This window comes from Crocosphaera sp. UHCC 0190 (genome assembly GCF_034932065.1).
GTDB lineage: Bacteria > Cyanobacteriota > Cyanobacteriia > Cyanobacteriales > Microcystaceae > UHCC-0190.
In genome coordinates, this window is sequence record NZ_JAYGHP010000024.1 from 1 (window position 1) to 12,955 (window position 12,955).

A 12,955-nucleotide genomic window follows, 5' to 3' on the forward strand; every position below is an offset into this window, starting at 1 on the left:
TTGTTGATAACAAGTGAAAACGGTTACATCGGGTAAATTTAGTAAAGTATCTAGATGAAAGTCCATTTTTAAGTCTGTAATAAAAAGTAGCTATCGCTACATTTTACCACAGAATGCTGAAAGAGCCAAACCGATGACCGTATCCTTGAACTGCTCAAAGACCATCCCCAAGGTATGACGGTTAAAGAACTCAGTGATCAGCTTAATCGTCCCATCTCAATGATAAAATCTTGTTTGAAGTTGTTAGTTTCTTGTTAACGAGTAACGGTTAAGAAACAGGTAATGGTAAGGGTTTATTCTTTAAGTAAATAGATTTTGGACGAGGAGAAAGAGAGTAATTTTTATGATTAAATAGGTTGAGTAGTTTCATGAAAATAATCACGAATGAGCAGATAAATTGTTGAACCCAAGAGTGGAATACCAACTGTAACCCAGAACAAAACTGGATTACTTATACCCTGTCGCTTCATATCATCTCCTAACAGTGTAGGAAACAAAATAGCTAACATACAAAAATCTAAACTCATCACGTGAATAAAACGGTTAGTCTGCCATTGTTGTACAAAATCCGACCAATTCCCTTGCCCAAAACCGTAGGTGAGCAACGTCATCACCCCAATTAAGATCCCAATTCCTAGCCAACGGGACTCTAAAATCTGTAACAATTTACTCTCACTCTTAACTTCTTTCAACTTGGGTTGAATCGTTGTTATTGGTTCTCGTAAAACTAGGTAGGGTAACAGCGCAAACGCACCTAATGCGAATGAGCCTACCGCAAAAGGCCAAGCTGGAATTTTCTGCTGTTGTCCATCCCGAAATAGTAATACACTGTAGATGACTGGCCAAATTCCCATAATATTAAATAAAGCAATAATCAGAGGATTAATACCATCCCATTGGCCAAGAGATAAAGACTTAATTAAGTCTAAGGTATCTGGTTGATCAGGGGGAGCAAAAACAAAGGCATAGGTGATAAACCCAAGCCAAAGAAGCGCGAAACTAATTCTCCGAATCATTATAGTGTCAAAAAAACTTGTATAATAGGGACTAATTTATTATAAACTAAAATTGCTGTAGTTTTGTTCTCTAGTCAACTAGGAATTAATTTTTTGTCTCAACTTCAAGGTAAATTAAGGAAAAAAGCATGGATAATCCTGTGGGTGAATTGATGGGAATCATTCAGAAATATAGATTAAAAAAACCTGACTTTCAGTTTAAAAAGAACCAGGGTAAATGGCAATGTACTTGCGTGATTACCCTTGAAGATACCCAACTAAGAGAAACCGCATTAGGAGCAACGAAAAAGGAAGTCAAAACTCAAACAGCAATGGCTATTGTTCCTATTCTTAAGGAACATTTACAAAAAGTTCATTAAATGACTATTGATTTACCTTCTCAACCAGGAACTTATTGTTTAGTTTTCCACTGTTTAACTTCATCACTTGTCACCATAGGCAAACTAGGAACTTATCAGATTAAACTTGGTTATTATTGTTACATTGGTAGTGCCTTTGGACGAGGGGGACTCAAATCAAGAATTAATAGACATCTACAAATTAATAAACGTCATCATTGGCATCTTGATTATCTCAGACCGAGTTTAACTACTGTTGAAGCTTGGTACTCAAATGATACAATTAAAAGAGAACATCAATGGGCTAATTTGTTACTTGAAGATGACCAATCAACCATTCCTATTACAAAGTTTGGCTCATCAGATTGTGATTGTCCTGCTCATTTATTCTATTATGAAGAAAGACCTAGATTTGATAAATTTTATGATAAGATAGTTGAAACTTTACCCAATCATGATATCAGTAACAAGCTGATTTATTCAGCCATGTTAAATAGGATTTAATGAGCTAAAGTAAGAAACTCCTCAAAAGTAATAAAACCATCATGATTGAGGTCACATTTATTAAAAGTTGATTGAACTGCCGAAGTAATGTCAATATTCATGTCTTTTCCCCAGATAGTTTCTAATAATTCCCTTAATTCTTCTTGATCAATTTTTCCATTATTATCCTTATCAACTTCGGCGAAGAATTTTCTTAAGTCTTCTGTTTGATGTTCATTTAAGGAAATTTTCATGTTTTTTTACTCCTTTATCATCTCGGCTCTCCCGTACTTGTGGTGATAAGTAAAGCTTATAATTCGTAGGGTGGGTTAGACGCGGCTATGATTTTGATGAAAAACTAATAAGTTTTAATCCGCGTCGTAACCCACCATCTTAAGTATTGTAGCTGATTATACATTTTATACCAAGATGTCGGGAGAGCCATCCTGATTGTAAAAGACGAATAACGGTTCCTGCTTTTAATTCACAGAAACTAACCTCATCAGATACCGTATAAGCCCCTAATCCAATGACTCGTTTATCTGGGAAAATCTTAGATACATTCTTAACATATTCGACTACCTTTTCTGGTTCTTCAATATACAATTGTACCCAAGGGGGTTCATAATGGTAACGAACCGTAAATAAATAACCTTGCTCAACTAAAATAGAATAAATTTTTTCAACTTTTTCTATTGCGTTCTCTAGCTCATTAAAAAATAAGTAAATTGCTCCAAATTTAGCCATGATTTATCCTTTGAAAAAAGGTGATTACACAAGATTAACCAAGTTTCTAGATGGGGCCAATACCGAGAAGTTTGGGGCAAAAAGTCATAATTATCCTGAAGAAATTCTAATTTTATCGGGTCGTCTTTATGACGCAGCCTTTGACCAGTGGCTATCGGCTGGTTATTATGCTAGTCGTCCTCCAGATGAAGTCCATGGCCCCTTTATTGCTGATGGAGAATGTCTTGTCCTAGAAATATCCTATCCCAGTCAATCACATGAAAATTGATTTATGCGGTCTCGCGGAGCGCGAGTGCGGCTGCAACGCTGTCTCCTCTACGCCCATAACCCACATAACGTCTGTTATATTGATTCTACGATGTGGAATGCTTGCTAGTTGAACATTTTGTTATAAAACTTCTACAAAGTAAGTAGAACCAATCTTAGCTTTAGCTTTTCTTAAGGTTTAATTTATCTTGAAGTTACCTAATCAAGACAAAATCATTAAATCTATCAAGAACAAGTACAGTGGGCAGATAAATAAAATATATAGTAAATTAAAAGATGAATTAGGGAATATTAAGGGAGAAGCTACTTGTCCTGAACCCCAGAGTATTTTTGACAAACGATATGCTTAGTAACAGTGTAGATGTCCTTATTATTGCCGCCCTTAAAGAAGAATTTGATGCGCTAATTGAAATTACTGATCGAGAGGAAACATGGGAGAGAGTTAGGGATAGCGAAAACATTACAAGATACTATCATCGCACATTTGAAAGCACTCAAGGCTTCTCGTTTAGTGTCGCAGCAATGTGGGCTAACAACATGGGAGCTACGCAAGCTGCTGTGTTAGCCACTAAATTAACAGAACAATTGAACCCACGATGTATAGCAATGTGTGGAATTTGCGCTGGAAAACGAGGAGATGTTTTTCTGGGAGATGTTCTAATTGCCGATAAAGTCTTCCGATATGACCAAGGAAAGCATAAAGTTAAAGGAGAAAATGAAGTTTTTCAACCAGACATCACTACATTTAATTTAAGGCAGAAGTGGAAAACAGCCATCAAAGAGATCGAAAAAAAATGGCAACCTTCATTTATTAATGAACGTTCATTATCTTTAGAGTATCAATCTAACTGGCTACTGCGAGCATTGCATAATTGTGAAGAAAATAAACAATTATCAATTTCTAGTTATCCTAGAATTGATAATTTCGTCCCTCAACATAATCGTCAAGCTGTAATTCAAAAACTCAGACAAAAAAAATGGATCGACCTAGATAGTTTTCAAATAACTTCAGAAGGGAAAAAGCATTTAGAAGAAGATCGATTTTATTTCCCTGATTCTCCTCAACCAGATCCTCAATTCCGTATTCATTTAGGTACTATTGGTACAGGAACAGGCGTTATCCAAGATCCATCTATCTGGGATAAAATAACTGCTTATCAAAGAAAAACTATTGGATTAGAAATGGAGGGAGAAGCTATTGGTATAGTTTCTGAGATTCAAGAAATTGATTATATGATTTTTGTCAAAGGAGTTTGTGACTATGCTGATGAATTTAAAGATGACTCATTTCACGATTTTGCGGCTAAGGCATCGGCTGCTTTTCTAATTGATTTTCTAAAAGGTAACTTGCCAAAAAAGTCTGATTACCACCATTCTGTAGAGTCTGACCAAGAAAAACTGCTTAGAAAAAGCAAACAAGTAATGGAACAAGTCTCAAACAAAATTGGGGGAAAAGTACACTTAGAGCGAACGAATCAACTAGAAAAATTAGCAAAAGTTTGTACTGAAAATTATTTTACTTTTCTTGTTGGTTTTTCAGGAGTAGGTAAATCTTCCCTGGCTAGAGATTATGCTGAAAAACTAATTCTTGAAAATCAAACTGTTCTCTGGTTTGAAGCACAATCTTTTGAGAAGATAGATTTTGCTGCTTTTGAAACAGATTTACAGCTTACTCATTCATTAGAAGCGGTAATACAATCACTATCTAATCAGCCCGCTACACTTATCATCGATGGACTTGACCGACTTTATACTCCTGAATCTTTTAGGCTTCTTGCAACGTTTTTTAGCTTATTTAAGTTTCAAAAGCAGCCAATAATTTGGAAACTTTTAATAACTTGCCAGACTCCCGAATTATCCCGTTTAACCGAACATTTAATCCGAATAGGTATTGATTCAAATAATGACAATCAGTTTCACTGTAGTCCTTTACCGACTGAGGAACTAGAACCAATTTGGGAAACATTTCTTAATGCCAGTCAACTTAAATATCAAACTCATTTAAAAGATATATTTGGCAACCTTAAAGTTTTAGATTTGGTAACTATTAAACTGAAAATAGGAGAAAATATTCCAGTTAATAAATGGGTTAATGAATCAAGTGTCGCTACATGGTTCTGGGAGTCGTATATTAAAGGTAGCAACCAAGGAATAGTTAAAGGAAAATTAGTAAAAAAACTGGCTGAATATCAAGCTGATACTCTCAAGCAAGGTATTTCATTAGAATCTTTAAATTTTGAAGAATCTAAATTAATTGACAGTATTCTTAAAACTAAAATATGTAGTCAAACCTCAGATGATAGTATTGTTTTTCAGCATGATTTATATGGAGACTGGTTTCGTTTTAGACTCCTCATTTCCCATGCCGACAACCTTATAAATTATCTCAAAGAACGACTAAAGTCTCCAATGTGGTATCGAGCAGTTCGTCTTTATGGGCTTTATTTACTTGAACATCTTAATGATATTAATAAATGGAATGAAACCATCTCTGCTTTAGCTAATGATAATAATTTATTAGCACAGGATCTGCTACTTGAATCCCTAGTTTTTGCGGGAAATTCCTTGTCACTGCTAAAACTTATCCACTCTCATTTAATAGATAATAATGGTCAATTGCTTAAGCGTTTGCTAACTCGATTTTTGCAGTCGGCGACCCTCCCAGATCCCTATTTTATGGAAGTGGCTCGCGCTAAAGGATACAACGAAGTTGAATTTGCAGCTACTCTTCGTTATCCATATTGGCCATTTTGGTTGCCAATGCTTCATTTTCTTTATGAATATCGTGATGAATTTATTAGAATTACGCCTGTTGAAATCTCTCAAATTGTTCAGAAGTGGCTTGACTATACTTCTCCAGGAGTAACACTGCGATTGGAGATGGCTGAATTAGGACTTATGTTAGGAGAAAACGCCCTTTTAGCTAGAAAAAACTATAATTCCTTGTTTCATAAACATCGAAAGGATTTTTATCGTGTTGCCTTAATTGGCGCAAGAGAACTTCCTAAACAAGTCAGCAATTTTGTCTTAAGAGTAAGTGAGAGAATTGTAAGAACAAATACAGCAGAAGAAGATGAAGAATTTAAAAATCGACCTCGACGTAAAGGAAGTAGCATAGATATTTTCACAGAATTATTTTCTGTCTCTAATACATCACTACCAGAGCCATGGCCAGATGGACCAAAAAGACCTATAGATAATGATTTTCGGAAGGTAGTTCTTGAGCCAAGAAATATAAGACCTTTGATTGAAACTAATCCTTCTGTTGCTCGTGAGATAGTTTTGGCTGTTCTTATTAGTGAACCTACTATTAGCAATGGGCGGGAAGGAATCGGATATGGAAAACAATTTGAGGTCAAAGACATTATAGAATGGAATACCCCACTCTATATTCATGGACCTTTTTTAGCCTTTTTAATAAATCATTTTTCCGAAGGATTAGAAGTTATTGCCCGCCTTGTAGATTTCGCTACTGAAAGATGGCAGGAGCAAACAAAAATAAGAGCCAATGAATACAAGTCTCAAGAACAAAATAAAGATAAAAATAAAAATAGAACTGATGAATTTTTAACTCGGTTGGTGGAAGAAGGTTCCCGTTTTCCAAAAACACTGATAATGTCAATAGATAATGTTGAATATGAGTTTATTGGTGATTCTAGGGTGTATGGCTGGTCATTTGGAGTAGGACATTATCCGCATGATACGGTAATAGTTGCACTTATGGCACTTGAGCAGTATTTCTATCGTAAGATTGAGGAACAAGAAGACATCAATAAAGAGATAAAAGCCGTTTTAACTCGTATCAAGAGTGTGGCTTTTTTGAATGTTCTGTGTAATATAGGCAAACGACTCCCAATTCTCTTTGAAACTTCTCTTAAACCGCTTCTTAGCGTACCAGAAATTTATGATTGGGATATCAATGTTCGTTCACAGGGTAACAGTCATTTTATGCTATTTCTCGGCAAGGAAGAGGAATTGTTTCGGGAATTAGCTAGAAAATTTTATCAATTAGAACATCGAAAAAAAGATTTACGTAATCTGGCTTATGAGTTATTGTTTAATTGTCCTACTATTACCGCATTTTTTAAAGATGTCAAACAACGATGGGAAACTAGATTAGTCAAAAATCCTGGGGATGAGCTTTGCGATTTTATTAAAGACCTTCTTCTTCTATTTGATATTAAAAATTATGAAATTATAATACATCCAGAACATGGTCAATGCCTTGTTAATGTAGCACAACAAAAGTTACAAGAAGAACAAGCAGAACAAGCAGAAGAATTGTACAAGTCTCAAATTGATTTGCTCATTCAATTTTTCCCATTTCGCTGTCGCCAGATGATTGATAAGAAGGAACCATTAAATGTAGAAGAACTTGAAGTATTTTGGAATCAACTTCAACAAATTACTTCTATAGATAATGAAAATTGGGGAAAAAAAGCCGTAGTGATTTTTGCTTTTTGTATACTTATAAAAGATAGTTATCAACTACTTGCATTGTTACTTATTCAAAAGTATTATGAAACATCTCAGTATAATCAATTCACATCTAGTAAATTAGCAAATTGTATTGTCGGAGGAATTGCGGTATTAATCCATTTTCATCGTAGTTGGTTGTCTGAAAATCCTGACCGTGAACAATGGTGTTTAGAGACTCTTCAATATATTATTCTACAACCACCATTACCTGAGCAATTTGATCGTCCTGACGCAATAGGAAACTTCTATTGGGATGATTTCGCGGCTGAAGCACTCCCTTTAATTTGGGCAGAAGATAAAGATAATCAAAAAACTCGTTTTTTGATTGCACTCATGGTCTTTACTCAACACTACAGTGCTGTGAATATTTTATTTAGACGTTGTAGTGAATTAAGGTCTATTTTAAGGGAAGATTTTACAAGGCTGCGACGACTTCTATTTGAATGGGCTTTTGTTCGGAATCGTATTCAATGCGTTAAGAACTTTTCAAATAATATAAACGAAAAATTAATTCAATCCTTTGTTCAAAAGATTAATGAATGGAAAAAAGAACGAGTACAATCTTTTGTTGAAGGAAATATGGACTTAACAATTGATTCATGGAAATCAATGGATAATCCTCAGCTATTTGAGAAAATCGATAAGAAAATTTCAAGTTTGAGAAAACAGTATTATTTAGATTTTCAGCTTATTACAACAAGTCATGTGTGGCTCCCTACATTAGATCAAGCGACTAATATAGAAGAACGGAACGATATTATATTATTTTTTCAAGAATCTTTAGATTATATTATTCGTCGAGTATCAATCAACCGCCAGGAACAACCTTGGAATTATAATAATACTTATTATCCAGATGATTATGAACAATGGGTCTTAAAAAAAATTGCTGTGAATATACAATATATGCAAAAAAATGAACATCCAGAAATGCTATGGCAAACTATTATTGACCTTCCCAAAGAAGCACACTATTGGTCTGAAATTTTTCTTAGAGAATTTCATCGATATGGATTACAACAACATATTCTTCCGCCAGCTTATATTTTAATTACACGCGCTATCATTAATCATGTATTACCCTCAGAAACAGATGCTGATAAGTGGTCTTGGTGTGTGGCTGGTGTTCGGTTTTTGACCGAGTAACCCGCACACATCACCCTCGTACAGCGACTTGTGACGGTACTATTGAGAGTCAAAATCAGCAACAGAATCGTTTAACCGCGATGGTGGAACTCGTTACCCACGAACTTGATATTGACCCCGAAGAAGGCTTTATTTTCCCGAAAGATAGCCAAATCATCGAGATTAACGTTATTGAGTTGTCTAGACTTGCAGTAGAAGCTGTTATCGCCTCTCATGATGAGTTTAAAGGTTATTACATTGCAGGGTTCTGGAAGCCACAAGAAGCTGAATTTTAAATCGGACAAAAAGGGGAAATTTCCCCTTTTTTGTCCCTAGAAACTGTCACAAAAATTAACACAAAGAAATCAATATGAACAAAACAAAGCTCCTAGAAGCGGAATTAAAGCAATTGATCAACCAATATTCTCTTTTAGAAATCCTAATCGCTCTGAAGAAACTATGCACAATAGCCAATCAAAATCAACCATTACTTGATTGGGATAAGGACATAGATGCGTTAACTGCGGTTATTGAGAGGATTAATAATTGATGCCATCAGCACTAGGAAATTTCGACATTTGGACACAAGGAAATCCGAAACTAGCCAAAAGATTTGTTGTCTGGAAACAATCACAAACCGATGAAGGAACTTTGATTGTTTCTTGCCAAACCCCAAAAGAAGCCGAACGTTATTGTGCTTATCTTAATGCAGTGATCAACGGACAAATCAAGATACCCCGCAGTCAAAAAAAGTATCGGTAATCACGATTAACCCTTGACGATTTGGTTAGTGGCGGTTTATTATAGAAATAACCGCCACTAACTACTTTTTCTCATGGCCACTAACCAATCTGGTGCTGGAACTAATGGCACAAGTTCAAGCACTACAAAGTGAGTTAAACTATCTCAAATGTGAGTTCAAAAAACAATTACAAACCCTTAATTTGTGAAGAAAATATAAGACTTAAATCTTGGGAATTGCCCCCTAAAATCGACAAATGATTAGTCGATTATTGATGACGACTAAACAACAAATTATCAAAGCTGATGAAAATGAGCAAGCATGGCAAGATTTATAAAAAACTAGCTAACCAAAACTTAAAAAACTCAATTATGTTCAGACAATTGAGAGACAAAATCTGAGTAAGTTACAATGATGGTATTTTGAAATTTTTTTAAAATTAATAAATCTTGATCTCCTGTTATTAAAAAATCAGATTGACTATCTTGAGCTAAGGCTAAGAGATAATTATCTTTAGCATCTCGACAAATAGAAACTTTTGAATTAATCTCTATTAATAAGCCAACTATTTTCAGAAAATCAATTAATTCTTGAACTTTGTTGCTGGGAAAATATTTCTGTAATTTAGGTCTTTGAGTAACCCGATTAATTTCTTCTAGCAGTTGTGAAGAAAAAACAGGTTGAATTGTTCCTTCAATTAATAAAGGCTTAAGACTAGCTAACTGCTTTCCAATCAAAAAACTAATCCAGAGATTCGTATCAATAATAACTTTAAGCGTTTTCTTGTTTGGCATAAATGTCAGCCCTAATTGCTTCGACTTCTTCTGAGATAGTTTCTAAAGAAAGTTCATCAGTTTGGAAAGCTTCTAACAGTTGAGTTAATTGAGTTTTAATAGTATCTTTTTCTAATTCTTTACTCAGCCTAATTTTATCTTCTCTGGGCAATTGTTTCACTAAGTGAAGAATGTCGTCAAAGTTTGGAGAAAGTGGTTCCGTCTTTTGAGTCATAGCTAATTTTACTCTTAATCCTCTTTGTTTGATTATAACAAAAATATTCTCATATAACTATTAAGGAACCTTTTTTCTTCATTTTTTTGTCTGACGACAAAATATTAACTGAATTAATCATCAATTCAAGAGGTACTATGTCTCATTTCTCAACGGTTAGAACCCAGTATTCTAACAAGAAGCTCCTGATTCAATCTTTACAACAAATGGGATAAAATGTAACTGAACACCCTCAACCTGTTCAGTTACAAACGGGTTGGAATTCACAAGCTGTCGCTCATTTAGTTGTGGACAGAGCGCAGATTAAATGTGGTTCAGACATCGGCTTTATTCATGATAAAGATACCTATAAACTGATTTGTGATGATTATGATTTACAGCGTTCAAGTCTGCCTAATTTCAAACAACAATTAGGCACAAACTATGCCATTGCTACTGCCCAAAAATTAGGGTATCGAGTATTGGGACAACAAAATCTTGATCAGCAAATCAAAATCACATTAGGAGCGAGAAGATAATGAGTGAACAAATTACCATTACTGTTGATCAAAACGGTAACTTTACCCTCGAAGTTAACGGGGCAAAAGGAGATAATTGTCTCTCCTTAACCAAACCTTTAGAAGAAGCACTAGGAGGGATTGAGCAACGGGAATTTAAACCTGAATATCGTCAATCTTCTCATCAGATCAATCAACAACATTTGAGCAATTAGATTATATTAGCAGGGTTAATTTCCTGCTTTTTTTTCTAATAATTGGCTTTCGCCAAAATCCGACTGAGAGGAATTTTAGTTAGGGAGGAGACTTACTCGTGTTTACCAGTGAATTAGATATTCTTGACCATTGTTTTCAATCAGTAATAGAAGAACAAGAAGAAATCAAAAATGGGATTGTTATCAAACGGATTGAAGATTTACCCTGTAAACCTAGCACTTCTATTGCTGCTATTGGATACGACCACGAAAACTGTATTTTATTCATCCAATTTTACAGTGGCAACACTTATCGTTACTTTAATGCACCTTTAACCCTTTGGCAGAGATTTATTACCACTACGGGATCAGTAGGAAGATTATATCATCAAGAGATCAAAGGTAATTTTAAGGGAGGTCAAGTTGAAAACTTAATTTAATTATTATTTCCTAGTTTTAACTAGGATTTTTTTATTTCTGACGAAATAGTAAAGAGCGATGTTTTTCTCATCTTCACTATGATTTTTTCAGAACTTGAGTATTTTGTTACAGCTTCTTTTAGCCTCTTAGGAGTAACTTGCGCTCCGAGTGCGGTAACATCTTTTATGAGAGAATTAACGGCTTATGCTGCTAATTATCCTAGTGGGGGTTACAAAGTTTTCTTTTGGACTTACGACAAAGGATTAGGTCAATGTGGAACACAAGAATTTGAGCAACTTCCTAACACTAACGACCCTTTAAATGTCCTTGAAAATCTTGAAGACAATCCCGAAGACAAGGCTCTTTATGTTCTCTATGATTTTCAGCAGTTTTTAACAGGGCAAAAAGCAGATCCTTTGGTTATCTCTAGATTATTTAATCTAGTCCATAAACTCAAAACAACTAATCAGACTATTATCTTATTAGAAGAAGATTTTAGTTTACCTCAGTTTGAGGGATTGATTCACATTCTAGAGTATGGTTTACCCTCTCAAACTGTCATCAAATCTTTCTTGAAACAATTAGTTAATCGCTTACCTGACAAGACAACTAAACCTCATGTTGGGGATAAGTTAATCAGAAGTTGTCAAGGGTTAACTATTGCAGAAATTAATGATGCAGTTAGGTTTAGTCTCAAGAAATATCCTGAAATTACCAGTGATATTTTAGCTAAACAAATTAACGAGTTTAAATTAGCTAAACTTAAACGATTAGGGGTAGAATTATCTCATGAACCTGATGTGAAAGTTGGAGGACTCAAAACTCTCAAAACTTGGTTAGCTAGACGCAGTAAATTGTTGACTTCTACTAATTATAAATTACCTCAACCCAAGGGAGTAATGTTAGTAGGAGTACCAGGATGTGGAAAAAGTTTAGTAGCTAAGAATATTGGGGCAGAGTTGGGAGTTCCTGTGATGCACTTGGATGTTAGAGGACTTTACGATTCTTTGTTGGGTCAAACCGAAAAGAACCTCAAACGAGTTCTCAAAACGGCTGAGTCCATCGCACCTATTTGTCTGTGGATCGATGAAATTGAGAAAGCTTTTGATAATGGTAATAGCCAACATGACGGGGGGGTATCCAAGGGAGTTTTAGGCACATTTCTTAACTGGATGCAGGAGAAAAATCAACCCGTCTTTGTTATTGCCACCGCTAATAAAGTTAACAACTTACCACCAGAATTCTTGAGAAAAGGACGGTTTGATGAGATATTCTTTATCGACTTGCCCACAGCAGAAGAAAGACTCGATATTCTAGCAATCCATATCAAGAAGTTTAAGATTCTCTTGACTGATGAACAACTCAAACAGTTGGTACATCAAACCAGCGATTTTAGTGGGGCTGAAATCGCATATCTTGTTACTGAAGCTGTGACTTTGGCTTTTAGTGGCGATCGCCGTGCTACCTTTGATGACCTAGAAACTGTTCTGGGAGAAATGACCCCTCAAGCGGATCTCGATTACGAGAATCTTGAGTTGATCAGAAGTTGGGCGAGGAAATTAGCACGTCGGGCATCGTGATCTAGTTATAATAGGGCTTTCGCCCTTTTTTTTATCGAAGTGAATTCTAAGTTTAAGGT

15 protein-coding genes and 2 pseudogenes are annotated in these 12,955 nt (G+C 35.2%); 12 read left to right on the plus strand and 5 right to left on the minus strand.

Annotated features, from left to right (window positions below; genetic code table 11):
• Positions 1–138: 138 nt before the first annotated feature.
• Positions 139–258: pseudogene (locus tag VB715_RS20895) on the plus strand (helix-turn-helix domain-containing protein); the annotation flags it as partial.
• Between the two features lie 89 nt (positions 259–347).
• Here VB715_RS20895 and VB715_RS20900 read toward each other — a convergent pair.
• Positions 348–1,016 carry a DUF2834 domain-containing protein gene (locus VB715_RS20900; RefSeq protein ID WP_323303129.1) on the minus strand — a complete coding sequence of 223 codons (669 nt, stop codon included), beginning with the start codon at positions 1,014–1,016 and terminating at the stop codon, positions 348–350.
• Between the two features lie 128 nt (positions 1,017–1,144).
• On the opposite strand from VB715_RS20900, the gene VB715_RS20905 reads away from it, so the two are divergent.
• Positions 1,145–1,375 carry a putative dsRNA-binding protein gene (locus VB715_RS20905; protein WP_323303130.1) on the plus strand — a complete coding sequence of 77 codons (231 nt, stop codon included), beginning with the start codon at positions 1,145–1,147 and terminating at the stop codon, positions 1,373–1,375.
• Positions 1,376–1,858, plus strand: coding sequence for a GIY-YIG nuclease family protein (locus VB715_RS20910; protein ID WP_323303131.1), 483 nt, complete (start codon positions 1,376–1,378; stop codon positions 1,856–1,858). It begins immediately after the preceding gene.
• Here the strand turns inward: VB715_RS20910 and VB715_RS20915 are convergent.
• Together VB715_RS20915 and VB715_RS20920 are read right to left on the minus strand one after the other, a co-directional pair.
• Positions 1,855–2,091 carry an EF-hand domain-containing protein gene (locus VB715_RS20915; RefSeq protein ID WP_323303132.1) on the minus strand — a complete coding sequence of 79 codons (237 nt, stop codon included), beginning with the start codon at positions 2,089–2,091 and terminating at the stop codon, positions 1,855–1,857. The genes VB715_RS20910 and VB715_RS20915 overlap by 4 nt on opposite strands.
• 139 nt (positions 2,092–2,230) lie before the next feature.
• Positions 2,231–2,584, minus strand: coding sequence for a hypothetical protein (locus VB715_RS20920; RefSeq protein ID WP_323303133.1), 354 nt, complete (start codon positions 2,582–2,584; stop codon positions 2,231–2,233).
• On the opposite strand from VB715_RS20920, the gene VB715_RS20925 reads away from it, so the two are divergent.
• The 5 genes from VB715_RS20925 to VB715_RS20945 all read left to right on the plus strand — a co-directional run bounded on the left by VB715_RS20925 (position 2,583) and on the right by VB715_RS20945 (position 9,217).
• Entirely contained in the window at positions 2,583–2,852 is a 270-nt protein-coding gene (locus VB715_RS20925; protein WP_323303134.1) for a cupin domain-containing protein, read from the plus strand. The two genes, VB715_RS20920 and VB715_RS20925, sit on opposite strands and share 2 nt — an antisense overlap.
• A 341-nt stretch (positions 2,853–3,193) precedes the next feature.
• Positions 3,194–8,476, plus strand: coding sequence for a hypothetical protein (locus tag VB715_RS20930; protein ID WP_323303135.1), 5,283 nt, complete (start codon positions 3,194–3,196; stop codon positions 8,474–8,476).
• An 80-nt stretch (positions 8,477–8,556) separates the two neighbouring features.
• Positions 8,557–8,751 carry a hypothetical protein gene (locus tag VB715_RS20935; protein ID WP_323303136.1) on the plus strand — a complete coding sequence of 65 codons (195 nt, stop codon included), beginning with the start codon at positions 8,557–8,559 and terminating at the stop codon, positions 8,749–8,751.
• 74 nt (positions 8,752–8,825) lie between these two features.
• Positions 8,826–9,005: a hypothetical protein gene (locus VB715_RS20940; RefSeq protein ID WP_323303137.1), complete on the plus strand. Its 180-nt coding sequence runs from the start codon at positions 8,826–8,828 to the stop codon at positions 9,003–9,005.
• Positions 9,005–9,217, plus strand: coding sequence for a hypothetical protein (locus VB715_RS20945; protein ID WP_323303138.1), 213 nt, complete (start codon positions 9,005–9,007; stop codon positions 9,215–9,217). The genes VB715_RS20940 and VB715_RS20945 overlap by 1 nt, the downstream gene beginning before the upstream one ends.
• A 345-nt stretch (positions 9,218–9,562) precedes the next feature.
• Here VB715_RS20945 and VB715_RS20950 read toward each other — a convergent pair whose 3' ends face one another.
• Positions 9,563–9,991 (minus strand): putative toxin-antitoxin system toxin component, PIN family, encoded by a 429-nt coding sequence (locus VB715_RS20950; protein WP_323303139.1) that lies wholly within the window; start codon positions 9,989–9,991, stop codon positions 9,563–9,565.
• Positions 9,969–10,205 (minus strand): type II toxin-antitoxin system VapB15 family antitoxin, encoded by a 237-nt coding sequence (vap15, locus tag VB715_RS20955; protein ID WP_323303140.1) that lies wholly within the window; start codon positions 10,203–10,205, stop codon positions 9,969–9,971. Before vap15 ends, VB715_RS20950 begins: the two co-directional genes overlap by 23 nt.
• 236 nt (positions 10,206–10,441) lie before the next feature.
• Here vap15 and VB715_RS20960 point away from each other — a divergent pair.
• The 4 genes and pseudogenes from VB715_RS20960 to VB715_RS20975 all read left to right on the plus strand — a co-directional run.
• Positions 10,442–10,723, plus strand: a pseudogene (locus VB715_RS20960) (DUF1257 domain-containing protein); the annotation flags it as partial.
• A complete protein-coding gene (locus VB715_RS20965) occupies positions 10,723–10,917 on the plus strand; it encodes a DUF2997 domain-containing protein (RefSeq protein ID WP_323303141.1) in 195 nt (64 codons plus the stop codon). The pseudogene VB715_RS20960 and the gene VB715_RS20965, both read left to right, overlap by 1 nt.
• Before the next feature lie 98 nt (positions 10,918–11,015).
• Positions 11,016–11,336, plus strand: a complete 321-nt coding sequence (locus VB715_RS20970; RefSeq protein WP_323303142.1) for a KTSC domain-containing protein — start codon at positions 11,016–11,018, stop codon at positions 11,334–11,336.
• Positions 11,337–11,414: 78 nt separating this feature from the next.
• A complete protein-coding gene (locus VB715_RS20975; protein WP_323303143.1) occupies positions 11,415–12,896 on the plus strand; it encodes an AAA family ATPase in 1,482 nt (493 codons plus the stop codon).
• Positions 12,897–12,955: the final 59 nt, after the last annotated feature.